20 protein-coding genes are annotated in these 22,105 nt (G+C 70.2%); 7 read left to right on the forward strand and 13 right to left on the reverse strand.

All coding sequences use genetic code 11. The annotated features are described in order from the left end of the window. Nucleotides 1-49: 49 nt before the first annotated feature. Entirely contained in the window at nucleotides 50-901 is an 852-nt protein-coding gene (gene erm, locus NE857_RS15875) for an ErmE/ErmH/ErmO/ErmR family 23S rRNA (adenine(2058)-N(6))-methyltransferase (RefSeq protein WP_254421708.1), read from the reverse strand. A gap of 468 nt (nucleotides 902-1,369) precedes the next feature. Here erm and NE857_RS15880 point away from each other — a divergent pair, with 468 nt between their 5' ends. Further along, entirely contained in the window at nucleotides 1,370-2,071 is a 702-nt protein-coding gene (locus tag NE857_RS15880) for a class I SAM-dependent DNA methyltransferase (RefSeq protein ID WP_254421709.1), read from the forward strand. Here NE857_RS15880 and NE857_RS15885 read toward each other — a convergent pair. Further along, a complete protein-coding gene (locus NE857_RS15885) occupies nucleotides 2,029-2,889 on the reverse strand; it encodes a phosphotransferase enzyme family protein (RefSeq protein ID WP_254421710.1) in 861 nt (286 codons plus the stop codon). The genes NE857_RS15880 and NE857_RS15885 overlap by 43 nt on opposite strands. Before the next feature lie 90 nt (nucleotides 2,890-2,979). On the opposite strand from NE857_RS15885, the gene NE857_RS15890 reads away from it, so the two are divergent. Further along, nucleotides 2,980-3,546 (forward strand): helix-turn-helix domain-containing protein, encoded by a 567-nt coding sequence (locus tag NE857_RS15890; RefSeq protein WP_254421711.1) that lies wholly within the window; start codon nucleotides 2,980-2,982, stop codon nucleotides 3,544-3,546. Between the two features lie 28 nt (nucleotides 3,547-3,574). Here the strand turns inward: NE857_RS15890 and NE857_RS15895 are convergent, their stop codons facing one another. The 4 genes from NE857_RS15895 to NE857_RS15910 all read right to left on the reverse strand — a co-directional run bounded on the left by NE857_RS15895 (nucleotide 3,575) and on the right by NE857_RS15910 (nucleotide 9,729). Beyond that, nucleotides 3,575-4,639, reverse strand: a complete 1,065-nt coding sequence (locus NE857_RS15895) for an IS110 family RNA-guided transposase (RefSeq protein ID WP_254416724.1) — start codon at nucleotides 4,637-4,639, stop codon at nucleotides 3,575-3,577. 463 nt (nucleotides 4,640-5,102) lie between these two features. Continuing rightward, entirely contained in the window at nucleotides 5,103-6,383 is a 1,281-nt protein-coding gene (locus tag NE857_RS15900; RefSeq protein ID WP_254421712.1) for an MFS transporter, read from the reverse strand. Nucleotides 6,384-6,609: 226 nt separating this feature from the next. Next, nucleotides 6,610-8,862, reverse strand: coding sequence for a DUF6351 family protein (locus tag NE857_RS15905; protein ID WP_254421713.1), 2,253 nt, complete (start codon nucleotides 8,860-8,862; stop codon nucleotides 6,610-6,612). A 297-nt stretch (nucleotides 8,863-9,159) separates the two neighbouring features. Further along, a complete protein-coding gene (locus NE857_RS15910; RefSeq protein ID WP_254421714.1) occupies nucleotides 9,160-9,729 on the reverse strand; it encodes a pyridoxamine 5'-phosphate oxidase family protein in 570 nt (189 codons plus the stop codon). Between the two features lie 362 nt (nucleotides 9,730-10,091). On the opposite strand from NE857_RS15910, the gene NE857_RS15915 reads away from it, so the two are divergent. Beyond that, nucleotides 10,092-10,748, forward strand: coding sequence for a response regulator (locus tag NE857_RS15915; protein ID WP_254421715.1), 657 nt, complete (start codon nucleotides 10,092-10,094; stop codon nucleotides 10,746-10,748). Between the two features lie 173 nt (nucleotides 10,749-10,921). Next, entirely contained in the window at nucleotides 10,922-11,299 is a 378-nt protein-coding gene (locus tag NE857_RS15920) for a DUF1304 domain-containing protein (RefSeq protein WP_254421716.1), read from the forward strand. Between the two features lie 38 nt (nucleotides 11,300-11,337). On the opposite strand, the gene NE857_RS15925 is transcribed toward NE857_RS15920, so the two are convergent. From NE857_RS15925 to NE857_RS15935, 3 genes are all read right to left on the reverse strand, one after another. Beyond that, nucleotides 11,338-13,110, reverse strand: coding sequence for a sensor histidine kinase (locus NE857_RS15925; protein WP_254421717.1), 1,773 nt, complete (start codon nucleotides 13,108-13,110; stop codon nucleotides 11,338-11,340). Between the two features lie 234 nt (nucleotides 13,111-13,344). Beyond that, nucleotides 13,345-13,695: a hypothetical protein gene (locus NE857_RS15930; protein WP_344012946.1), complete on the reverse strand. Its 351-nt coding sequence runs from the start codon at nucleotides 13,693-13,695 to the stop codon at nucleotides 13,345-13,347. Between the two features lie 41 nt (nucleotides 13,696-13,736). Continuing rightward, nucleotides 13,737-15,059 carry an RNA-guided endonuclease InsQ/TnpB family protein gene (locus NE857_RS15935; protein WP_254421718.1) on the reverse strand — a complete coding sequence of 441 codons (1,323 nt, stop codon included), beginning with the start codon at nucleotides 15,057-15,059 and terminating at the stop codon, nucleotides 13,737-13,739. 23 nt (nucleotides 15,060-15,082) lie between these two features. On the opposite strand from NE857_RS15935, the gene tnpA reads away from it, so the two are divergent. Further along, nucleotides 15,083-15,511: an IS200/IS605 family transposase gene (gene tnpA, locus NE857_RS15940; RefSeq protein ID WP_254421719.1), complete on the forward strand. Its 429-nt coding sequence runs from the start codon at nucleotides 15,083-15,085 to the stop codon at nucleotides 15,509-15,511. Nucleotides 15,512-15,966: 455 nt separating this feature from the next. Beyond that, entirely contained in the window at nucleotides 15,967-17,232 is a 1,266-nt protein-coding gene (locus NE857_RS15945; protein WP_254421720.1) for an NAD(P)/FAD-dependent oxidoreductase, read from the forward strand. Between the two features lie 55 nt (nucleotides 17,233-17,287). On the opposite strand, the gene NE857_RS15950 is transcribed toward NE857_RS15945, so the two are convergent. Further along, the gene (locus NE857_RS15950; protein ID WP_254421721.1) at nucleotides 17,288-17,971 is read right to left on the reverse strand and encodes a nucleoside/nucleotide kinase family protein; all 684 of its coding nucleotides are present in this window, start codon (nucleotides 17,969-17,971) and stop codon (nucleotides 17,288-17,290) included. Nucleotides 17,972-18,157: 186 nt separating this feature from the next. Further along, entirely contained in the window at nucleotides 18,158-18,694 is a 537-nt protein-coding gene (locus tag NE857_RS15955) for an NUDIX hydrolase family protein (RefSeq protein WP_017580052.1), read from the reverse strand. Between the two features lie 480 nt (nucleotides 18,695-19,174). On the opposite strand from NE857_RS15955, the gene NE857_RS15960 reads away from it, so the two are divergent. After that, complete coding sequence (locus tag NE857_RS15960) at nucleotides 19,175-19,528, forward strand: STAS domain-containing protein (RefSeq protein ID WP_017580053.1); 354 nt, start codon at nucleotides 19,175-19,177, stop codon at nucleotides 19,526-19,528. Nucleotides 19,529-19,670: 142 nt separating this feature from the next. Here the strand turns inward: NE857_RS15960 and NE857_RS15965 are convergent, their stop codons facing one another. Together NE857_RS15965 and NE857_RS15970 are read right to left on the reverse strand one after the other, a co-directional pair. Continuing rightward, on the reverse strand, nucleotides 19,671-21,575 hold the full coding sequence (locus NE857_RS15965; RefSeq protein ID WP_254421722.1) for a PH domain-containing protein: 1,905 nt from the start codon (nucleotides 21,573-21,575) through the stop codon (nucleotides 19,671-19,673). Continuing rightward, complete coding sequence (locus tag NE857_RS15970; protein ID WP_254421723.1) at nucleotides 21,572-22,069, reverse strand: PH domain-containing protein; 498 nt, start codon at nucleotides 22,067-22,069, stop codon at nucleotides 21,572-21,574. Before NE857_RS15970 ends, NE857_RS15965 begins: the two co-directional genes overlap by 4 nt. Nucleotides 22,070-22,105 lie beyond the last annotated feature (36 nt).

The raw sequence follows: 22,105 nt of genomic DNA on the forward strand, positions 1-22,105 counted from the left end.
ATCCCCACGCTAGGTGAGGCGTCCCGCTTTCACGGTCCCCAGCGGGGCCTCATCCGGCCAGGACCCGGAACACCACCACCCACTGGTCCGGGGCCACCAGCCCCACCGGTGCGTCCGGTGCGATCGCTGCCTCTCGGAGAGCAGCCGCCACCCGCGCGGTCGGATGTTCGCGGCGCAGCGATGCGGACAGTGAACCGCCGACCCCGCCGAAGCCGAGTTCGACCATGCGCCGGTACTCGCCCCGGCGCTCCCATGGCACCAGGGCTTCGCCGCGCCTGCGCAGTACCAGGACCCCGGCGTCCACGCGCGGCACCGGCCGGAAGCGGTCCCGGCTGATCCGTCCGGCCAGCCGCCAGGACCACCACGGCCAGGTCAGCACGGTCAACCTGCTCCACCTGCCGTAGGCGCCGGTGCGCTTGCGCGCGTACTCCAGCTGGGTGATCAGGGTGGCCGAGGTGAGTTCCGGGGCCTCCAGACACCAGCGGACGATGTCAGCGGTCCGCGAGTAGGGGATGTTGCCGACCACCGCGAACGGCTCACGCGGCGGGTGCGCGCGGGTGAAGTCGCCGTGCACCACCCGCACGCCCAGGGCCGGGTCCCGGTAGCGGTCGGCGAGCCGCGCGGCCAGCCGGGGGTCGAGTTCGTGGGCGACCACCTTCCGGGCCGCCGGGGCGAGGAACCGGGTGATGGCGCCGTCGCCGGGACCGACCTCCACCACGAGGTCGTCGGGGGCCAATCCGGCCAGTCGCACCACCCAGCGGGCGGTTCCGGGGTCGTTGAGGAAGTTCTGCGACAGGCGCCGCCGGTTGCCGCGGCGGCGGTTGCCGCAGTTCTCTGAACGGTTGGCCGAGCGGTCGTTGCGGGAGGCGGAGCTCTGGTTTCGGGGAGTGCGGCGTGCCATGCGTGGTCCGTTCTGTCACCCCGAGGGGCGGCTGACGCGGACGGGCAGCACGAAGGGGCGCCTCACCCGGGGAGGGTGCGCGCTTGTGCCATGGGAGGCCCCTGGTCGCCCGTCCGAAGGAAAAGAGGACGTCGGCGGAACCTGGACCGGTACGCGTCTACGAATTCACGTCTGGCACGAGCCCCTGGCACCGCCGACATCGCACCCGGGAAACGGGGTACGGAAACGGCGGTGCGCTCGGAGGGGCTCGGTTACCGGCCCAGCGGGGCGGACCGGAGACGGGTGTACGTGTAAGCGATCCTGGACCAGGCGTGCTGGCCCTCGAAGATCGCCGCGAAAGCTGCCATGGGCAGAACGTTAGGCCAGCCGCCACCGGCGGGGCAACGGGTTTTCCGGCTGTCCCGACCACCCCGCGTTCCCGGGAAATCCGGTCGCGTGCTCGCCATCGGCCGCGCGATACTCGGCCCCATGCCGAACTTCTCCGACTTCGACACCCGCCGCTACCGGACCGTCGACGTGGCCACCGGCTACGACGGCTGGTCCAGCACTTACGAGGACTCCGTGCTCGACGCCATGGACCTCGCGCTCCTGGACGGACTCACCGCCCCCGACTGGTCCCAGGCGCGCCGCGCCGCCGACCTGGGCTGCGGCACCGGCCGCACCGGGGCCTGGCTGCGCGGCCGGGAGGTGGAACACGTCGACGGGGTGGACCTGAGCGCCGGGATGCTCGCCCTGGCCGAGAAGCGGGGCGCCCACGACACCCTCACCCAGGGCGACGTCCGCGCCACCGGCCTGCCGGGCGACACCTACGACCTGGTCATCGCCTCGCTCATCGACGAGCACCTGCCCGACCTCGTACCCTTCTACGCCGAGGCCTGGCGGCTGACCAAACCGGGAGGCCGCTGTGTGCTGGTCGCCTACCACCCGCAGTTCATCATGGCCTCGGGGATGCCCACCCACTTCACCGACGCCTCGGGTGAGGAGGTCGCCATCACCACCCACGTGCACCTGATCGGCGACCACGTGCGCGCCGCCCTGGCCAGCGGATGGCGGTTGGCGGAGCTGAACGAGGCGGTCGTGGACGACGGTTGGGTGGCGGCCAAACCCAAGTGGGAACGGTTCCGCGGCTACCCGATCTCGGCGGCGTTCGTGTGGGACCGCCCCGCCTGAACGGCCAGTATCCCGCACCAGAGTTCCTGGTGGCGTTCGATGTAGGCGGCAGCCGCGCCCCAGTGGTCGGCGTGCCCCTCGGCGTGCAGGCGGGCCCAGGGCTGCCGACCGGTCCGCGCGCCCTCCTCCAGGATCTCGAACATGGCGCGCACCCGCCGCAGCGCGGCCCCGGGCAGCGCCCGGCGCTGTTCCGCGTCACAGCCGTAGCCCTCGGCCAGCGCCCGCAGCCGCAGCCCGTCGGCCTCGGGGTCCCCTCCCTCGTGCAGGGGGACGAACCCGTGCGCGGCGTAGCCGAGCTCGCCCGTCCGGCTGGCCGGTCCGGCGCCGTCCCAGTCGATGAGGCACCAGGACGCGGGGCCGCCCCCGGGGTCGCGGACCAGGTTCCACGGGGCGAGGTCGTTGTGGCAGATGACCTCGGGCTCCTCCGGCGGGAAGACCGATTCCCACTCCGCGTCGGCCGCGGGGCGGTAGTCGGCGGTGAGGTCGTGCAGCCGACGGACCATCGCGCCCAACTCGTGGAGCTCGTCGGCGGTCATGGGCGGCATCCGGTCGGCCGGGGTACCGGGGACGAAGGCCAGTCGCTGGTAGCCCCGGGGCCGCTGACCGTAGGTGATCGGAGAACCGGAGTAGCCGCGCATGTGCAGGTAGCGCAGCAGGGAGGTCACGGCGGGGGAGGAGGGCAGCCAGGGTTTGCGCACGGTGGCGCCGATCCGCAGGACCTGGTCGGAGACGTTCCCGCCCTCCAGGACCTCGACGTCGTCGGAATCGTTCTCGAAAGCGGGGGAGGGGGCGGCGTCGGGGCTGTCGGAGTGTGTCACGCGGCCATCCTCGCCGCCCGGCCCGGCAGCGTCCACCGGTTTCCGGCCCGAGGTTCCTCGATCGATTGCTCGATCGGTTAGCCTGGCCCCATGGCAGAACCGGCCGACCAGGAATCCGAACGGGAACCCGCCTCCGTCCCCCGTAGACGCCGCCCGGCCACCGCGCGCGAGGCCAAGGCCCTCGGCCACCCGCTGCGCCTGCGCATCCTGCGGCTGTGCCTGACCCGGGAACTCACCAACCGTGAGCTCGCCGACCGCCTCGACACCAACCCCGGAACCGTGCTCCACCACGTGCGCACACTGCTGAACGCGGGTCTGCTCACGGCCGCACCGGTCCGCACCGGGGCCAGCGGAGCCCTGGAGAAGCCCTACCGCGCCACCGACGAGTCCTGGTGGCTCGACGGCCCGCTCCAGGACCTGCCATCGGAGGAGCGAACCTCCCCGATCACCGCCCTGACCGATGAACTGGACGAGGCCGGGCCGGAGGCGGTGCGCACCTACGCCAGGTTCGCCCTGCACCTGAACGACGAGGAAGTGGCCGAGCTGGACCGGCGCATCCTCGCCGTCCTCGACGAGTACGTGGCCTCCGACGACCAGCGCCTGGACCGTCCCGTCCACGGCGGCGCGTTCCTGCTGTACCGATCCCCGGACGCTTAGTCCCCTCTCCCGGGATGACGCTTCTATGTCAAGTGGCGGGCTGAAGAGAGACCTCAGCCCGCCCTCTCACCACTTGATCAGCGACCATCGCCCGATACACCACATCCGCCAAATGCCGCTTCAAAGCCCGATACGCACCCTTGGTGCCCTTGGCCTCCTCCCGGGAACGCACGAACTCCCGAGCCGGCTCACCCAACCGGACCTGAACCACCCCGATCGAGTGCAACGCCCGGTTCACCTGCCGGTTCCCACCCCGGTGCAACCGATGCCGATCCCGCCCCGAGGAAAACACCGGAATCGGCGCGCTCCCCGCCCACCGCGCCATCTTCGCCGAGGTCGCAAACCGCGACACATCCCCCACCTGCGAGAGCAACACCGCAGCCCAGACCACACCCACACCACGAATCCCCAACAAGTTCGGCGCCAACGGCTCCACCAGCTCCTTGAGACGCCGCTCCACCTCAACAACACGCACGAACAGGGTGTGGATCTCCTCCAGCTGCTCCAGCAGCACCCACCGCGCCACCTCGTCCAGCTCGGCCCCCTCCACCAGAGCACGCACCCGACCCACCTTGGCCCGGGTTTTCAACGCCCCCTTGCCCAGGCGGTGGTCCAACTCGATGTGCACCGCCGCCAGCACCCGGTTGGTCAGGGCCACACGCTGATCGGTCAGATTCTGGCGCAGGCCCACCAGCGCACGCACCTGCCGCACCTGCGGGTCGATCCGGTGGCGGGCCAGGTCAGGGGTGGCCAGGGCCGCACGCGCGATGGCCACCGCGTCGATCACGTCGGACTTGGCGCCCACCGGCCCGCTCAGCTTCCGGTGGGCGGCCATGGCGCGCGGCGGCACCCACACCACTTCCTGGCCCGCTCCCAGCAGGGCGTCAGCGATGGCCCGGCCCAGCCCGGGGCCGCCCTCGATGGCCCACAGCACCGGGCCGTTTCCGGCCAGGGCGCGGATCCAGGTCAAGAGCTGGCCCAGGGCCTCGGGGCCCGTCTGGACCTTCTTGGCCCTGCCCAGGCGGGTGCCGTCCTGGGCCAGCGCGACGGCTTGGTGCATGTCCTTGTGCGGGTCGATACCCACTGTCACCATGGTGGTGTCCTGCTTCCTCTTGGTCAGGAACGGGACGACTACCAGGGCCCTGGCCCGGGGGACAGATCTACTGTGAGTTATCGGCTGCACAGGCTTCTATAAGGTCACTCCCGCGGCCAGGGCCTTGGCCTGCGAGCGCTGGTGGACAGGTCACGACAAGGTCCACGTGGGACAGATCTTGCTTGAGTCACCCCAGCCCCGCTGTCGGGCGGCTCCCGTCGAAACCCTCCCGACACCCACCATGGTGGACCAGTAGATCTTGCTACCAGAGGCTAGTTCGGCGCCGAACTAGCCTCTGGTAGCAAGATCACGGGGAATATGGGGGTTTCGGAGGCACCGGACAGGCTGCTGGTCGGGTTTCGGTCCGTGGGGGAGTCGCCCCGCGCCCGCACCCACCGATCCTCGACGCCCTTCGACGTGGGCGCAGGAGCTCCGAAAAAGCTCCCCTCTCAGGTCAGTACATCTAGTGCGTTGAGGGATCCCCGGAGCTCTCGGCGGCGTCGAGGGCGGCCTCGTCGATCCGCAGCAGCGGGACCAGCAGAGTGAGGATCAGCAGCCCCATGACGACGAACATGGTCTGCGTGCCGAGGAACTGCGCGAGCAGACCGCCCACGCCCGCGCCCAGGGGCCGGGTGCCCCAGGCCAGGAGCCGGTAGACGCTGTTCACCCGGCCCAGCAGGGCGCCCGGGGCCATACGCTGGCGCAGGGACACGGTGATCACGTTCCACACCATGATCCCGGCCCCGCCGACCACGAATCCCAGCCCCACCAGCCACACGTTGGCGGTCAGCCCCGGGGCCAGAGCCAGCAGCGCGAACGGCAGGACCGACAGCCACAGGACGCGGGACCGGCCCAGTACCCGCTCGCACCACGGGGCGACGAACGCTCCGACCAGACTGCCCGCGGCGAACGCGGAGAACAGCAGGCCGAAGGCGGCCTCGGTGAGGCCCATCGGGGAGCCCGGGCCCACCGCGTACACCACGAGCAGGGTGAACACCGCGCTCAGGGCGAAGTTGGAGATCCCGGCCAGCACGGCGAAGGTGCGCAGGACGCGGTGGGACCACAGGAACCGCACCCCTTCGGCGATGTCGGCACGCATACCGGTGGGCGGCCCGGTGCGGGTGACCCGGAACCGGCCGCGGACCAGGAGCAGCGCGCCCACGGCGGCGAGCCACAGCGCTCCGGGGGTGAGCAGGGCCAGGGCCATACCCACCGCGACCAGGGCGCTGCCCAGGGGAGGGCCGACGAACTCGTTCGCGGCCATCTCCATCCCGTACAGGCGACCGTTGGCCCGGGAGAGCTGGTCGCGGCGGACGAGCTGGGGCAGGATCGACTGCGCGGTGGTGTCGTAGAGGGTCTCGGTGGTGCCCAGGAGGAAGGCGACCGCGTAGATCAGCCAGATCGACCCGAGGTCGAGACTCAGGCCGAGGAACAGGGCGAGGACCAGGGCGCCGCGCACGGTGTTGGCGCCGAGCATCGCCCAACGCCGGTCCAACCGGTCGGCCAGGGCCCCGGCGGGCAGGGCGAACAGGAGCCAGGGCAGGCTCAGGGCGACGCCGACCCCGCCGATCAGCAGTGGGGATTCGGTGAAACGCAGCGCCAGCAGGGGCAGAGCCACCTTCAGCACGCCGTCGGCGAGGTTGGAGAGCCCGGAGGAGGTCCACAGCCGCCAGTAGGCACTACCCAGAGGGCCGGGGGCGGTCGTGGTGGCGTCGCGAGGGGTGGATCTTTCGTTGTCGGCCATGAATTGAGGTTGGCAGATGGATTTGGAAAATTCAATCGATCAGCGAAAGTCGATCGCTGGCCCGGGCAGATCAGCTTCCCCGCGGGGCGGATGAGGGCGATGGGACCCACGGCGACGGGGCCGCTGGGCCAGCGGGGTACCACGAACGACTCCAGGCTCTACTCGTCCCCGGAGGCTGCGCCCGGAGCCGCTTCAGAAGGCGCGGTGTTTCACAAGGCGCGGCGCCTCAGAAGAACTGCCACGGACCCTTCGGGGGCCGTTGGCCCTCGCCCGGCTCCGACCAGTCGCACACCCCCGCCGCGAACACCTCCCGGGCGCGCTCGGCCTGATCCTCGTCGAACTCCACCGGATAGGCGGTCTCGTCGAAGCCGGTCAGGCGGCACTTGACGATGTCGGAGGCGAGCGGACCGCCCGCCGCGATCCTCGGTGACCCGTACGTGGGGAAGGCGTTCGCGCAGCGGTCACCCTGCCCGCCGGGCAGCGGCAGCTGTGGGGTGACCACCCGTTCGTCCCCGATCCAGCAGGAGTCCGCGAGCCACTCCGGGCGGGCCTGGCGCAGATGCTCGATCGGGGCCCCGCCCGGGTAGGCGCGGGCGCTCTCGGAGGCCGCGGTCACCCAGGCGTCCAGTTCGGCCAGGGCGCGCCCGGCCACCGGCTGGTCGGCGGAGAACACGCCGCTCCGGTGCGCCTCCACCAGCATCACGTGGTTGTCGGCGGTGCCGTTGGCGGCCAGCAGCCGGTCGCGGGTGCTGAAGGAGTGGTAGCGCATGTGGATGTCGCCGTTCGCGGCGTGGTCCTGGTAGGGGCGGTGGTCCACGATCGGGATGTCGGCGAGCCCGCCGCCGGTGTGCAGCAGCCGCCCGCTGGCGTAGGCGGCCGCAATCGCCTCCGCGTCGCCCGTGGTGCGTTCGGGGACGACCCGGCCGTCCTGGTCGAACCCGCCCACGTGCTCGTTCAGGTGCAGGAACTCGTCGACGTCCAGGGTGCCGTCCAGCAGCGCCGCCAGTCCGTACTGGATTCCCACGTTGTCCAGCGGGCGCCGGGGCAGGCCGGTGTCCGGGTCCGTGCCGTAGACGTTGCGTGCGTGGGAGAAGACGTCGCAGCGGGCGCCGTCGGGGTTGTCCTCGGGGTGGTAGCGCTGCTCGGCGGGCAGAGCGGCCGGGCACACCCCCTGCGGGTCGATCCGGGCCGCTGCGTCGGCCATCGCGCCGATGCCCACCCAGGTGCCGAACCCGGACACCGCTCGCTGCTGCTCCCTGGTCAGGGCGCTCGGGTGCGCCTCGGCGTAGGAGCGCAGCAGGAGGGCGTCGCTGACCGCGGGCACAGTCGAGAACCCCACGTCCGGGTAGCTCTGGGAGACCACGATCCCGTCGAGCAGCCCCGGGTAGTTGTCGGCGATCTGGTGTGCCTGGTAGGCGCCGCCGGAGGCGCCCCAGCCCAGGGTGTGGTCGGGGACCCCGTGGGAGAGGACGAACTTCTCCTTGACCGCGTTCATGGTCTCGGCCGCCAGCAGGTCGTCGCAGTTGGTGCCGAACACGTTCAGCGAGGCGGAGGCCACCGCGTACCCCCGGGCGAGCATGCCGTGGTCCAGCACCCCGGCGGTCCGGTTCCCCTGGACGAACCAGCCGCCCGGGCAGCCGCCGCCGAACTTGTACACCAGGCGCCGGTTCCAGCCCTCGGGCGAGATCCACGGGTCGGGCCCGGGCTCGCGCGGGTCGTGCAGGACGGCCGTCTCGTACACGGCCCGGTTGGCGGTTCCGGTCTCCACCCGCACCGTGTACGGGACCTCCTCGCCGGTGGAGGTGACGGTGGTGGCCACGTCCGAGGGCAGGCGACCGCCCTCGGGCAGCGGGGCGAAACCGCCGCCGGTGCTGCGGTACACGTACCCCACCGCGGTCTCCACCGAGCAGTGTTCGTCGGTCGGCGCACCCAGTCGGCCTTCCCAGGCGAGTCGGAAGTCCTCGGTCTGACAGATGAACGGCTTCTGGTGCGGGCCGGAGAACACCGGGCCGGTGCCCGGGTGGTTGGTGACCACGACCCGGGCGGGTGCGGGTGAGTCGGGGCTCTCAGCTTCGGCGACGGAATCGGGGATCCAGGCTGTCAGCGTGCTCTTTCCCTCGGGCAGGTCCTTGACCAGACCCTCCAGCACGTGGCCGTCGCCGGGCAGGTAGACGGGGCGCAGGGACTCGGTGACATCGGTGCCGTTTGCTTGCAGTCGCACCTGATGGGGCTCGATCGGGGCAGGAAGAGCCACCCGGACCAGGACGGTTCCGCCCATGACGGTCTCCGGACGCGAGGACAGCACGCCCACGTCCAGTTCGCCGGGGGAATCGGCCTCTGGAGGCTGCATAGGAGCGGCAGACGGCGGCAGCGTCAGTGCCGTGGCCCGCTGGAGCAGTGGAGCGCCGGATACGGTGAAGGCGGTTGCGGTGACCGCCGCGCCCACTCCCAGGACCACCCGGCCCCATCCGTGCCTCACCGCGCGTCCGCCGGGACCACCGGTGAACCTGCCCTCGTGACGGACTTGGGACTTTGGTGGTACTGGTGACCGCTGTCGCACGTGGTGATGCTCTCCGCGCGGCATGAGTGTGGCTGAGGGACACACCGGCGATGAGACGGGTTTTGCGCTCCCATGCCGCCACCGATACCCCGACAGCGGACAAAAACACCAAAGGCCCGGTGACCACATCTGTCCACCGCGCCGTCCGTCCACGGCGCGGGCCGCTGCGTCCGCCGGACCTCAGCCAGACCTGTGACAGGAACTGGCGGGAACCGGTCAGGACCGGTGGATCTCCCGCCCGGTCAGCCTGGCCGGGGTGATCTTCAGAACCTGGTCGCGCGGGCCCTCCACCCAGGGCTGGGGCAGCCGGCCCTGGGGGATGCGTTCCAGCTCTCCGCTGTCACGGACCCACCGGCAGCGTCCGGAGGCCAGCACGCTCCACCCCTCCCGCCGCTCGTCGTCGAAGTGGTCGACCTGGAAGGCCGCGTATCCCCGCGCGTAACGCATGATGGTTCCGGCCAGCGTGGACCGGAAGATGACGGTGTCGTTGAGCAGGGTGTAGTTGACCGGGAGCACCGTCGGTGCGGCGTCCCCCTCGATGGTGAACGCCACCCGCCCGATGTCCCGTGTGGACATCAGGTTGAAGCAGGTCTGGCGCTCCAGAACGGTGAACCTCGCCCGCTCGTTGTCAGCCAGGTCGGTACCGATCAGCAGCCGCTCGTCCTCGCCGAGCTGCTCGGCGCCTCCCCCTGCGTCGGCGGACTGCCGCTGCTCCGGGGGCGAGGTCGGCCCCACGACCCAGTCCCGCCCGTGCGCCGACGCATCGGCACCGCTTGTTCCAGCCATCACAAGCCCCCCGAAGATTGGTGCCTTCTGTTCCTGCCCTCGCCATCCTTGCTGGTCGCGCCCGCGAAGGCAGCAGCCACGAGTCCCTGAATCGGTGGCGAAGGTCCTTCCTTGCGCATTACCCGCCGGGACACTCGCCTCAAACAGAAAGGGACGTTCGCCTCATACGGTGGCAAGCATCGACGCCTAGGCTGGAGGTGCACCGTCAAGGCGCACAGCGGAGGCCGCGGGGCCCGACCCCGGGGACGTGCCGCGGCCCGTTCTCAGTTGCCTCACAATGGGCAGGGACGGTTTACCCACAACCCAGGGCGGCCAGACCGCCTCAGGTCACCACATCCAGCGCTGAGGAGGTGCGGCACCTGATGGGCGGCGACAAAGCGATCAGGGTGTTCCTGGTGGACGACCACGAGATCGTCCGACGAGGGGTCGGTTCCCTCCTGGACGACGAGGACGGCATCGAGGTGGTCGGCGAGGCCGGAACCGCCGCGCAGGCCCTGGCCAGGGTCCCCGCACTCGAACCCGACGTGGTCGTGCTCGACGTGCGGCTCCCCGACGGGGACGGTGTCACGGTTTGCCGGGACATCCGCTCGATGCTCCCGAACACACGGATGCTCATGCTCACGTCCTACTCCGACGACGAAGCGCTCTACGGCGCCGTCATGGCGGGGGCCTCCGGCTACATCCTCAAGCAGATCCACGGAACCGACCTGGTCGGTGCCGTTCGCACGGTCGCCCAGGGGCGCTCCCTGCTCGACCCCGAGTCCACCACGCGCATGCTCAAACGCCTGCGCGAGGAGGCCGGGCGCAAGGATCCGCTGAGCGAGCTCACCGATCAGGAGAAGCGCGTCCTGGAGCTCATCGGTGAGGGCCTGACCAACCGGGAGATCGGCGCCAGGATGTACCTGGCGGAGAAGACCGTGAAGAACTACGTCTCCCGCGTCCTGGCCAAACTCGGCATGGCCCGCCGTACCCAGGCGGCCGCCTACGCCGTGCGCCTGTCCATGAACGAGAGCGCCTGACCTGTACGCGCCACGGCTGGGGGTGTTTCGGGGAACACCCCGGCTGTCCCGTGTGCGGGTTCACTGGTGTGACACGGCCACGACAGTGCTTCGGCACGTGTCACGTTTGAGTAGCCGGGCTGGATAGGGCAGAGTGAGCGGATCCTTTCTCCGCCGCGAACCGAGGTAGCCCGATGAACCTGGTCGCCGTCGTCCTGGTCGCGGTCGCCGCGCTGGTCCACGTGTACATCTTCTTCCTGGAGTCGTTCCGCTGGACCGCGCCGAGCACGCGCAGAACCTTCGGGATGTCCGCGCAAGCAGCTGAGACAACTCGCGAACTCGCCTACAACCAGGGTTTCTACAACCTGTTTCTGGCGATCGTCACCGTGGTCGGCCTGGTCCTGTGGCCGACAATCCCCGCTGCCGGGATCGCCCTGATCCTGGCAGGCACTGGATCCATGGCCGCCGCTGCCCTCGTCCTGGTCACCCGGGACAGCCGCAAGATGCGTGCCGCGATGGCTCAGGGGGTCATCCCCGCCCTCGCTGTCGTCTCCACTCTGCTCACGCTCTGAAGCCCTTCGGCGCCGCACGGGGCTGAGGGCCCACGCGTCTAAGCGGACTCGTCTTCGGTGGAGTGCCGGATCGGTGCCGACCACTCGACCACGGTGCCCTCGCCGGGGCCCGAGACCACCGACATCGCCCCGCCCAGCTCCTCGGCGCGCGAGGCGGTGTTGCGCAGACCGCTGCGGTTCACCCCCTCCTGGATGCCGCGGCCGTTGTCGGACACCCGCAGGACCACCTGGCCGTCGCCGACCGACAGCTCCACGTCCACCGAGGTGGCCTCCGAGTGGCGGGCCGCGTTGGACAACAGTTCGCGTAGCACCGGGACCAGATGCTCGCCGGTCCGCTCGTCCACCGCGTTGTCCACCGGCCCCTGGGTGAGCAGCCGCGGCGCGAACCCCAGGGTCTCCGAGGCGGTGTTGACCACCTCCAGCACCTGGGAGCGCAGCCACGACGAGTCGTCCTCCGCGGAACTCTGCAGGGCGAAGATCGTGGACCGGATCTGCCGGATGGTGTCGTCCAGGTCGTCCACCGCCCCCTGCACGCGCCGGGACGAGGTGGAGTCGTCGATCCGCCGCACGGTACCCATCAGGGTGATGGCCGTGGCGTACAGGCGCTGGATGACCGTGTCGTGCAGGTCCCGGGCGATCCGGTCCCGGTCCTCCAGCACGCTCAGCCGCTCGGAGTCCAGCCGCGCCTCGGCCAGCTCCAGGGCGACCGCGGCCTGGTTGGCGAACGACGACAGCATGCTCAGCCAGCTGTTCTGGAAGGGCTCCCGGTCCCGGTCGCGGGCCAGCACCAGTACGCCCCGGGCTCCGTCGGGCGGGCCGAAGGGCAGTACCAGCACCGGGCCCACCCCCATCCGGGTCAGGAAGCCGACGCCGAGGTGCTCGAACTCGGAGACGTCGGTGCGCACCGGGGTCCCGCTCAGGTAGACCCGGCCGAGCAGGGTCTCGGCCTCCCGGGTCAGAGTCGCGCCCCGCGCCCCGGCTGCCAGGGACTCACACTGGTCCTCGGGGCCGTCCCACACGCGCACGGTGAGCGTCTCGGGCTCCTCGCCGGGCATGGCGATCACGGCGATGTCGGCGTGCGCCATCAGCCGGGCCCGCCGCGCGACCAGTCGCAGGACCTCCTCGGGGGCCGCGCCGGACAGCAGCCGGGTGGTGATCTGCCCGGAGGCGTCCAGCCAGGTCTCCCGGCTCTGGGTCTGCGCGAAGAGCTGCGCGTTCTCGATCGCGGTGCCCGCCGCGGTGGCCAGGGCCCGCAGCAGGAGTTCGTCGTCGCCGGTGAACTCCGCGCCGTCGGTCTTGTCGGTCATGTAAAGGTTGCCGAAGACCTGGTCGCGGATCCGGATCGGCACTCCCAGAAAGGTGTGCATGGGTGGGTGCCCCGCGGGGAACCCGCGCGACTCGGGGTGGTCGCGCACGTCTCGCAACCGCAGGGGTGCGGGTTCCTTGATGAGCAGACCGAGAATGCCCTCGCCCTTGGGCCAGTGGTCGATGCACGCGATCTCGTGCGGTTCCAGGCCCACGGGGATGAACCGGCTCATGTTCCCGTCGGATCCGATCACCCCGAGCGCCCCGTACCTGGCCTTGACCAGACTGGTGGCGGTCTCGGTGATCCGCATCAGCAGGGGTTCGAGTTCCAGGCCCTCCCCGATGGAGACGACGGCCTCCAGAAGCGAGTGGATGCGCTCCTGGGTTCGGGAGATCTCGGACATCCGGGACCGGACCTCGTCGAGCAGGTCGTCCAGGCGCACTTGGGGCAGCGACAGACGGTCCTGCCCGAGGTGGTCGTTCGGATCGCCGTCTGTCTCACGCATGGGGACTCTCTCCGGCTGCTGTCTAGGGGCTGCCACTGAGTGTAGGCCCGAGTTTCCCGACTCGGTGGCCGCCTCCACAACTCCGAGGTGCCCCGATTCACCCTCCCTGAACAGCGAGTTCTCCTAGCTGTATCGTCGCCACTGACAAGAGTCTAAGGGCCCTTCTCACTAGGGTCCTTCGTGCTCACAGAGCACACGGAAGGTCCCGGTCCGAAGGCACAGTCGCGATCTGCGTCAGCTCTTCCTGAGATGGAGGGGATCATCCCGCACTACCCGGGAACCTTCGCCAAGCAGCTCCGCCCCGATCACCTTGAGTGAACGAAGCCGGGGTAGCTCGATGGTCAGGATTCCGACGGTGCTGCCGCTGCCCAGGAGCGGGCCCATGGCGAAGCCGAACACGATGATCGCGCTGGTGACCGTGATCAGGACGGGCTTGCGGCCGAACTTGTCGGCGAGCAGTCCGGAGATCGGGGTGAACACTCCGAAGAACACGACACCGATGAGCAGGAAGACCAGGAAATCGGTGCGCTCGTAGCCCAGGCCGGTCTCCGGGTCGGTGCCGAAGCCCAGGGAGAACACGGTCATCAGTTGAAGTGTTCTCCCGGCTGAAGCCGGGAGATTCCCACCTACCTCGCGGTGGTGGGCTTGACGCGACCAGCGCGCCTAACGACTGCCCTCCCGGCAGCCGGGACGAGCACGTGGCCCGCCCTAAACAGGTGAAGAACGTTGCGTGCGGCGTTGTGGTCGGCGTTACCCGACCAGCCGCACGTGGGGTTCTTGCACACGAACACGGCCTGGGACCCCCGGCTGCCCGGAGTGGTCTCCAAGCACTCTGAGCACCGCTGCGAGGTTCCCGGCGCCGGGACCTTGTACAGGGCGCCGCCGTGCTGGGCGAGCTTGTAACCCAACAGGGTGACGGTTCGTCCCCAGGCCTCCTGGCCGATGGCCCGGTTCAACCCTGCCTTCTGGCGGACCCGCTTGCCGGGCTCCTCGACGGTGCCCTTGGCGGAGCGGATCATGTTCGTGATGTCCAAGGCCTCCACCACGACAGTGCCGTACCGGTCGGCGATGTCAGTGGTGGTCTTGTGTTGCCAGTCCAGGTGCCTGCGCGTGGCTTTTGCGAGGAGCGCCTTGATCTGGTCGTAGGTCCGCGCCAGACGCCGGGAAGTCCTCTCCCCGCGTGCACGGAAGCTCCTTTGGTGGGCGGCCCGGCGTTCCAGGCGCACCAGCTTCTGTTTCTCGCTCTGGTCGAGCCACTTGTCCCGGTCCGCGCCACTGTCCTCATCGGTGCGCGGGCGGTGGTGGTCGTAGGTGGTGCCGTCGGACAGAGCGAGGGGGACGGCGATCCCGGCGTCGATACCCACCTCCGGGCCGGGGTGCGGTTCTGGCGCCGGTTCCAGGGTCTGGACACGGAAGGTGATGTGCCACTCGAGGGCGTCCTTGACCAGGCGCGCCCCGGTGACACGGTTCTGTGCGTTGGCGTGTTTGCCCACGGGCAGGTCCTTGGTCCAGCGGAAGCGGACCCGCCCCAGTTTGGGGATGTTCACTATCCCCCACCGGCGGTGCACTCGTTGGATGCGCAGATCCCGGCCCTGGGGGATGTCCACCGACATCTGCGACCGGATGCGGGACTTGAAGGCGGGCTCTTGCGCCCGTCCGTCCCAGCAGTTGCGCCATGCCTGAAAGTAGGTCTTGAGCACGGCCTGAGCGGCCTGGGCGGGAAGGGTCTTAAGGAAGTCGATCTCGGTGCGGGCCTGCTTGATCGCGGCGTCGGCGTCCTTCAGATCCACCCGCCGGTTCTCACCGACCATGGTCCACCACGCGTGCAACAGGTTCCACAGGGTGCGGGCGGCGTGTGCCTGGTCATCGAGCACCGACACCTGCTCAGGCGACAGTGCCAGCCGGGCGCGGTGCCCAGTGTGCCGCTTGAGGGTGGCGTTGGTGCTCACACCCATCACCGGAGCATTGGTTTATGTCACCACGATGGGAACTGAACCCCGATATAAGCACCGGAAGGCAGGTCGTATATGACCTTCATGTCCATTTGGTCTTCGTCACGAAGTATCGGCGTGGCGCTCTGACTGGCGCCATGCTCGCCCGGTGCGAGGAGATCATGCGGCAGGTGTGTGGGGACTTCGAGGCCGAGCTGGGCGAGTTCAACGGCGAGGACGACCATGTCCACCTGCTCGTGCACTACCCGCCCAAGGTGCAGCTGTCCAAGCTGGTCAACAGCCTCAAAGGGGTGTCGTCCCGGTTGCTGCGCAAGGAGTACGGCACTCATGTGAACCAGTACCTGTGGGGCGGCCGGTTGTGGTCGGGGTCCTATTTCGCCGGATCGGTCGGAGGGGCGCCGATCAGTGTGCTGCGCGCTTACATCGAGGACCAGAAACACCCGTTCTGACGGGCGGGCGCAGGTTCGGGTCCGATTCACCTCCGGCATGAATGCCGGAGCACTGTCGGGCGAGGCAGGTGGAACTCGATGGACGTGCCCACGAGGCTCGCCGTGAGGACCTTCCGCTTCGGCTTGGTCGGTGGCTCGGCCGTCTCGGCTTGTGGCCGTTTCGGTGCCGGGGTGTCTTCGGCGACGTCCGTCATTGGAAGTTCTTTCCAGGTCAGTGCGGGTTTACGGGTGGATGTCAACCGCCGTGGACACTATGTGGAACTTCTGTCTCAAAATATGGACTCTTGGGTTGATTGTGGTTGTCCCGTGACGCGAGGTCGAAAACCGGAAAACGCCGCTATGCCGATCCCTTGTGCCTATTTGTGATCCCCGCCACGGGTTCGGGATGTCACGTTCCTGGGCTCCCGTCCCGTCATGTGGATCAACACCGCTCGGAAGCTGGATGAGGAGAACCCATGACCCACGAGATCCTGGTGCTCGGCGCGGGCTACGCCGGACTGGCCGCGGCCGGCAGGGCCGCCCACAACATCCGCCGCGACGCACTCGACGCCCACATCACCCTGGTCAACGCAGCACCCGACTTCGTCGAACGCGTCCGGCTGCACCAGGTGGCCGCCGGGCAGGACGTCGGCGTGTACCCCCTGGCCGCCTCACTGGACGGCACCGGAATCGACCTGGTCCTCGGTCGGGTCGAGCACGTGGACACCGGGCGGCGCACCGTCCGGGTACGTGCTGGAGGGCAGGAAGGACGGGAAGGGCGAACCGAGCAGGAGCGCGAGTTCGGCTACGACACGCTGGTGTACGCCCTCGGCAGCGACGCCGGGTCGGGCGGGATTCCCGGGGCCGCCGAACACACCCACAACGCCGCCTCGCTGGGATCTGCCCGGGCCCTGGCCCGACGCATTCGTGAGGACGCCCCGCGCGGCGTCGCCGTGGTCGGAGGCGGGCTCACCGGAGTGGAAACGGCCACCGAGATCGCCGAGAGCCATCCCCGACTGCGCGTGCTCCTCCTCACCCGGGGACGGGTCGCCGACGACCTCAGCCCGCGCGGCCGCGCCCACGTCCACCGCGTCCTGAGCCGTCTGGGGGTGAGCGCCCGCGAAGGCGTCTCCGTGGCCGAGGTGGACCCGCGTGGTCTGCGCCTGGCCGACGGATCACGGGTGGACGCGGACCTCGTGGTCTGCAACGCGGGCTTCGGGGTGGCGACCCTGGCCGCCGAGGCCGGGCTCACGGTGGACCGGGACGGCCGCGCCGTGGTCGACACCGACCAGCGCTCGGTCTCCCACCCCGACGTGTACGTGGTGGGGGACGCCGCGCACGTGGTCGGCGTGCACGGCGATCCCCAGCGAATGTCCTGCGCGATGGGGCTGCCCATGGGGTGGACCGCCGCCGACGCGGTCACCGCGCGGGTGCGCGGGGACGAACCGGATCTCCCGCCGTTCGCCGACCTTTTCCAGTGTGTGAGCCTGGGGCGGCGGGACGGTCTGGTCCAGTTCGTGCGCGGCGACGACTCCCCGGTCCGCTTCGTCCTCACCGGGCGGCTGGCCGCGCTGTACAAGGAGTACATCGTCGCCTACGCCTACGGCGTGCTGAACGGCGGCCAGGGGCAGCCCGACCAGTACCTGATGCTGGTCCGCTGGGCCGCCCGGCACTGGTTGAAGCGGCACGGTGCCCGGAGCCGGGGCGCCGAGGTCGCCGGGTCCGTCCGAGTCACCGGATAGACGCGCGTTGCTCGGGAACGGTTCTGGATTCGTGCAGGCAGGGCCGGGACAGGGCTCAGCGTGCGGAGTAGCGGTCCTTCGACCCGAGCCGGGGGACCCCGCTGACCCGAACGACCCTCGTGCAGTTGTCCCGCAGGCCCTTCACCAGCTCGCCGTTGGGGCGGTCGCTGCGCTCGACCCACTCCTGGGCCGCGTCCGCGCTCGCCCCGCCCGCCACCTGGCGCCGGTGCAGACGGCGCTCGCGCACCTGGTCGTCGGTTTCCACGTACCACAGCTCCGCCAGCAGCCCGCGGACCCCCGCCCACGGCTCCTCGTCACCGGCCAGGTAGTTGCCCTCGGTCACGACCAGCCGGGTGCGCGGCTCGACCACGTGCTGGGCGGCGATCGGCTCGTGCATCCTGCGGTCGTAGTCGGGCACGTAGACCGGGTTGGCGGTCTCTGCCAGGAGCCGCCGCACCATCGCCAGGTAACCGTGTGCGTCGAAGGTGTCCGGGGCGCCCTTGCGGTCCCGGCGGCCCAGCCGGTCCAGCTGTGCGTTGGACAGGTGGAAGCCGTCCATGGGCAGGTAACCGGCGGTGCCGGGTCCCGCCTGCTCGTCGACCGCGTGCACCAGGTAGCGCGCCAGGGTGGACTTTCCGGCCGCGGGGGCGCCGGTCAGACCGAGTACCACCCGTTCGGGGCCTGCGGAGGTCTCCTCCGGAACCAGGGCGAGGGCGTCGGCGACGAGCGATTCGAGCATGGTTGCCAGCCTAGACCCACCAGCCCAGACCCAGTGGTGCGCGGGCGACCCGGTGGTTTTTCGGTGGTTGGGCCCCGCATCCGGGTTCGGATACGGGGCCCGTGTGGTCAGACCTGTGTGCTCAGGTCAGCGGGGTCCTGCCGGAGCGATCCGGCCTGTGTGGCCCGTGCGGTCGGGTGGGAGGGATCAGGGGGCGTGGCCGACATAGGCCAGTGCCTGGCGGACCAGGACACCCTGCCCGCCGGGCATCTCCGCGCGCACCTGCGGGCTGGTCGCTTCTTCAGGGGTGAACCACACCAGGTCCAGGGCGTCCTGGCGGGGTTGGCAGTCACCGCTCACCGGTACCACGTAGGCCATGGCCACGGCGTGCTGGCGGGGGTCGTGGAAGGGGGTGACGCCCGGGGTGGGGAAGTACTCGGCCACGGTGAAGGGCTGCGGCGAACTGGGGATCCGGGGCAGGGCCACCGGGCCCAGGTCCTTCTCCAGGTGGCGCAGGAGGGCGTCCCGGACCCGCTCGTGGTACAGCACCCGCCCCGAGACCACCGAACGGTTGAAGCTGCCGTCGGGGTCGGCGCGCATGAGCAGTCCCACATGGGTCACCGACCCGGACTCGTCCACCCGCACGGGTACCGCCTGGACGTAGAGCACGGGCATGCGGGCGCGGACGCTCTCCAACTCGTCGGAGGAGAACCAGCCGGGCTGGGTGTCAGCGGTTTCGGTCATCGGGTTCGCGGTCGCGGGACTGCGCGGGGCAGTCTCGGCCGCTCCCTCCCTTCGCTCTCTTCGTGTCCATGAGGGCGGCCAGGGGCCCTTCCCCTGTGGGGGAACAGGGCCACCGGCCGTCACACGGGTGTCCAAGTACCGCTTTTACCGCACGGGCGCGCGGAAAGCACGGTGCGGGTGCCTGTTCGGGAGTGTCCGAGAGGGATGAGGAGTGTCCGAGAGAGAAGAGTGGGAGTCCTGTGCTGTCGGGCCCCCGGGAGATCGTGGCCCAATCACGCGGGACGGTGACACCTGTGTGTCGGGGAGGCTGCATCAGCGAGATTCTGGCGGGTTTTCTCATGGAAACCCTCCCGGAACCTCACTGGAGAGGTTACGATCTCGTACGCGGTTGCGTAGTGGAAAGGTTACGTCCGGTGAGAGGTGGCCCGAGTGGCGATGGATGCCCTGTTCTCGGCCCAGGAACGTTTTCCATGTACAGGAGTGACGGTGGTGCGCGTCCACGGTGAGGTGGACCTGGCCACCGCCGATCTCCTCCGGGATCGGCTGCTCAAGGCCGCGAGTGCCTCACGGTGCGACTGCCTGGTTGTGGACATGTCCGGGCTCGGCTTCTTCGACGCCAGCGGTGTGCGCGCCCTGGTAGCCGTCTACCGGGAGCTGACCCGCCAGGGTCGACACGTGGTCCTGGCCGAACCCTCGCCCATCGCCGACCGGGTGCTCGAAGCCCTCGGGATGCGGCGCCTGTTCGAGGTCTACCCGATGGTGGAGATGGCGCTCACCCACACCAGCGGCCTGCGGGTCGACGGGGAACCCATCTTCGACAACCCCGTGCCCTAGCCGATTCGGGACGGCTTCCGGCCCGGACCCGTCCCGGGTTTCGGGCTGGTTGGAAGTTCGGAAGAAGCCCGGAAGAACGACGGTGTCCCGGTGCCCCGGGGAAGTGGGGCACCGGGACACGGGTCCGAGCGGGTCGATGTGCCTACGGCAGCACCGAGGGCTTGGGTTCGGCGGAGCCGCTTCCGCCCTCCTCACGGACGAGGAACGGGGCGAGCAGTTCCGGTACCGCCTCGTCCGCCCAGGCCAGGCCCTGGCCCAGACCCACGTCCCCGGCGGTGTACATCCCCTCGCCGGACGCCGTGGTCGCCGACACGCTGGCCAGCCCGACCCTGCGTTGGAACGGCGAACGCGTGATCCGCCAGCCGATCACCGCGGAACGCTCCAGGGTGACGGTGTCGCGCACCGCCATTCCCTTACGCACCACCAGGTACTTCGGGTGCAGGCCGTGGCCCAGGCCCCGGTAGGAGCCGAGCGCGTACCAGAACGCCGCCAGCGCGAACACCGCCGCCACCGCGAACCAGCCCCAGCCCGGGGTGGCCTGGATGGTGGGGCCGGCCAGCGGGAACGGCATGAACTGTTCCTCCGCCACCTGTAGCCCGTCCCACCAGGCCTGGGTGGCCACCTGTTGCAGCCAGGCGAGCCCGCCGGCCAGGGCGAACGCCACCACCGAACAGACCGCTGCCCGGGTGAACCGGCGGCGCAGCGCCGCCCTCGGGTGCTCGGCCAGCGGCGCGTCCAGCGCGGAATCGGGCTCACGCATCAGGGCCGCCCCCAGCTCACGGGCACGCGCCCGGGGCATCGCGGGGGACAGGCGGCTCTTGGCCTCGGTCTTCTGGGCGTCACCGGCGGACAGACCGGTCGCCACGGCACGGATGGAGGCACCGCGCACCGTGCGCAGCACGAAGGGTTCGTGCAGGACGACACCGTTGAGACGGCGGCCCTCCACCGACAGCGACACACTGGTCAGCAGGCCCCGGCGCAGCCGCACCGTACCGTCGGCCTCGCGGACCAGCCGGTAGTCCCACCAGGTCTCCACCGCGATGAGGACCAGGATGACCACACCGGACAGCATCAGCGAGAGCAGCGCGATCGGGACGACCAGCAGCAGCTGGCCCATCACGAAGCTGGACATCTCCTGGGAGCTGGGCATGTCGGTCTGCTCGGATATCCACCGCCAGCCGTGGCCGCCGCTCTGGGCGTTGATACCGATCAGGGCGGCGATCACACCGAGCCCGATACCGAAGGTCGTCATGGTGGCGGGGGCGTAGGCGAACCAGCGCGGGTTCAGCCGGACCAGCTCGGTCTCCTCCTCGTCCGCCGCCTCATCCCCGGTGCCCTCGGAGCCCTCTGCGGAGCCCGTGGCCGGGGCGGCCCGGCGCAGCAGTTCGCGGCGCAGGTTCTCGCCCTGCTCCGCCGTCACGAACAGCAGCTGGAGCTGGTCGGTACCGCCGGCGCCGGCCGACTCGCCGGTCCCCACGGTCACCGAGCACAGACCGAAGATCCGCACGTAGACGGGGGCGGCCACGTCCACGCTGCGCACGCGTTCGCGGGGGATGGAGCGGAAGGCCTTGGCGATGACGCCTGAGCGCATCTCCATGCGCTCGGCGGTGACCCGGTACCGGACGGCGCGCAGCCGGACCAGGTCGATGTAGGTCATCAGCCCGATGAAGGCGAGCGCCGCGGGGACGGGAAGGAACGCCCACGGGTTCGGGGCGTCGGTGAAGAACAGCGCGAGGGTCGCGACGACGGCACCGGGCACCATGAACAGTGCCACGAGGGCGGTGTTGGCCCACACGCTGAGCGTGCTCAGGCCCTGCCAACCGTCCTCCTCGTCCTGCTGCTCGGCTGCGTGCTCCTCTTCCCGCTCCTCGGTCTGCCCCTCCGTTTGCTCCTCTGGCTGCGGAGTCCCGTCCGGCTCGGCGTTCGGCCGCACGTCCGGTGCGGGGTTCGGCTCCTCCTTCGGGCCCTGGTCCCTCGCCTGGTGCGGCTCCCCGTCGGGGACCTCACGCGGCTTCTCGTCCGGGCGGTGGTCGTCGTGGGAGGTCATGTCGCGTCCCCCGGAACCGCCTCGGTGCTGTCGGTGAGCTGGTCGGCCACCTCGGTCGCCAACTCGTGGTCCAGGCCGCTGATCTCGATGGGCCCGGCCGCCGAAGCGGTCGTCACCGTCACGCTGGAAAGACCGAAGGCCCTCTGCAGCGGTCCGCGCGCGGTGTCCACGGTCTGGATGCGCGACATCGGGGCCACCCGCCACTCCTGCCAGATCCACCCGCTGGAGGTGTAGACGGCGGTCTCGGTGACCTCCCAGCGGTGGACGCGGTAGCGCCACTGGGGCATCACCACCGTGATCAGCAGCCCGAGCCCGCCGAGGACCCCGGCGGCGACCAGGAACCAGAAGCGCACCGGCTCCCAGGTCAGGGCGGGGATCACGGGGATGACCGTGAGGACGACCGTCACCGCGAGGGACCTGGTCGTCCACCACCAGATGGCGCGCCGGTCCACGCGGTGGTTGGGCGGTCGCAGTCGCAGAGCGTCGGTGCTCACGTCCACGTCTCCTCTCAGTCGGTGGCCCCGGGGGTG

The sequence above is a fragment of the Nocardiopsis exhalans genome, assembly GCF_024134545.1.
GTDB lineage: Bacteria > Actinomycetota > Actinomycetes > Streptosporangiales > Streptosporangiaceae > Nocardiopsis > Nocardiopsis exhalans.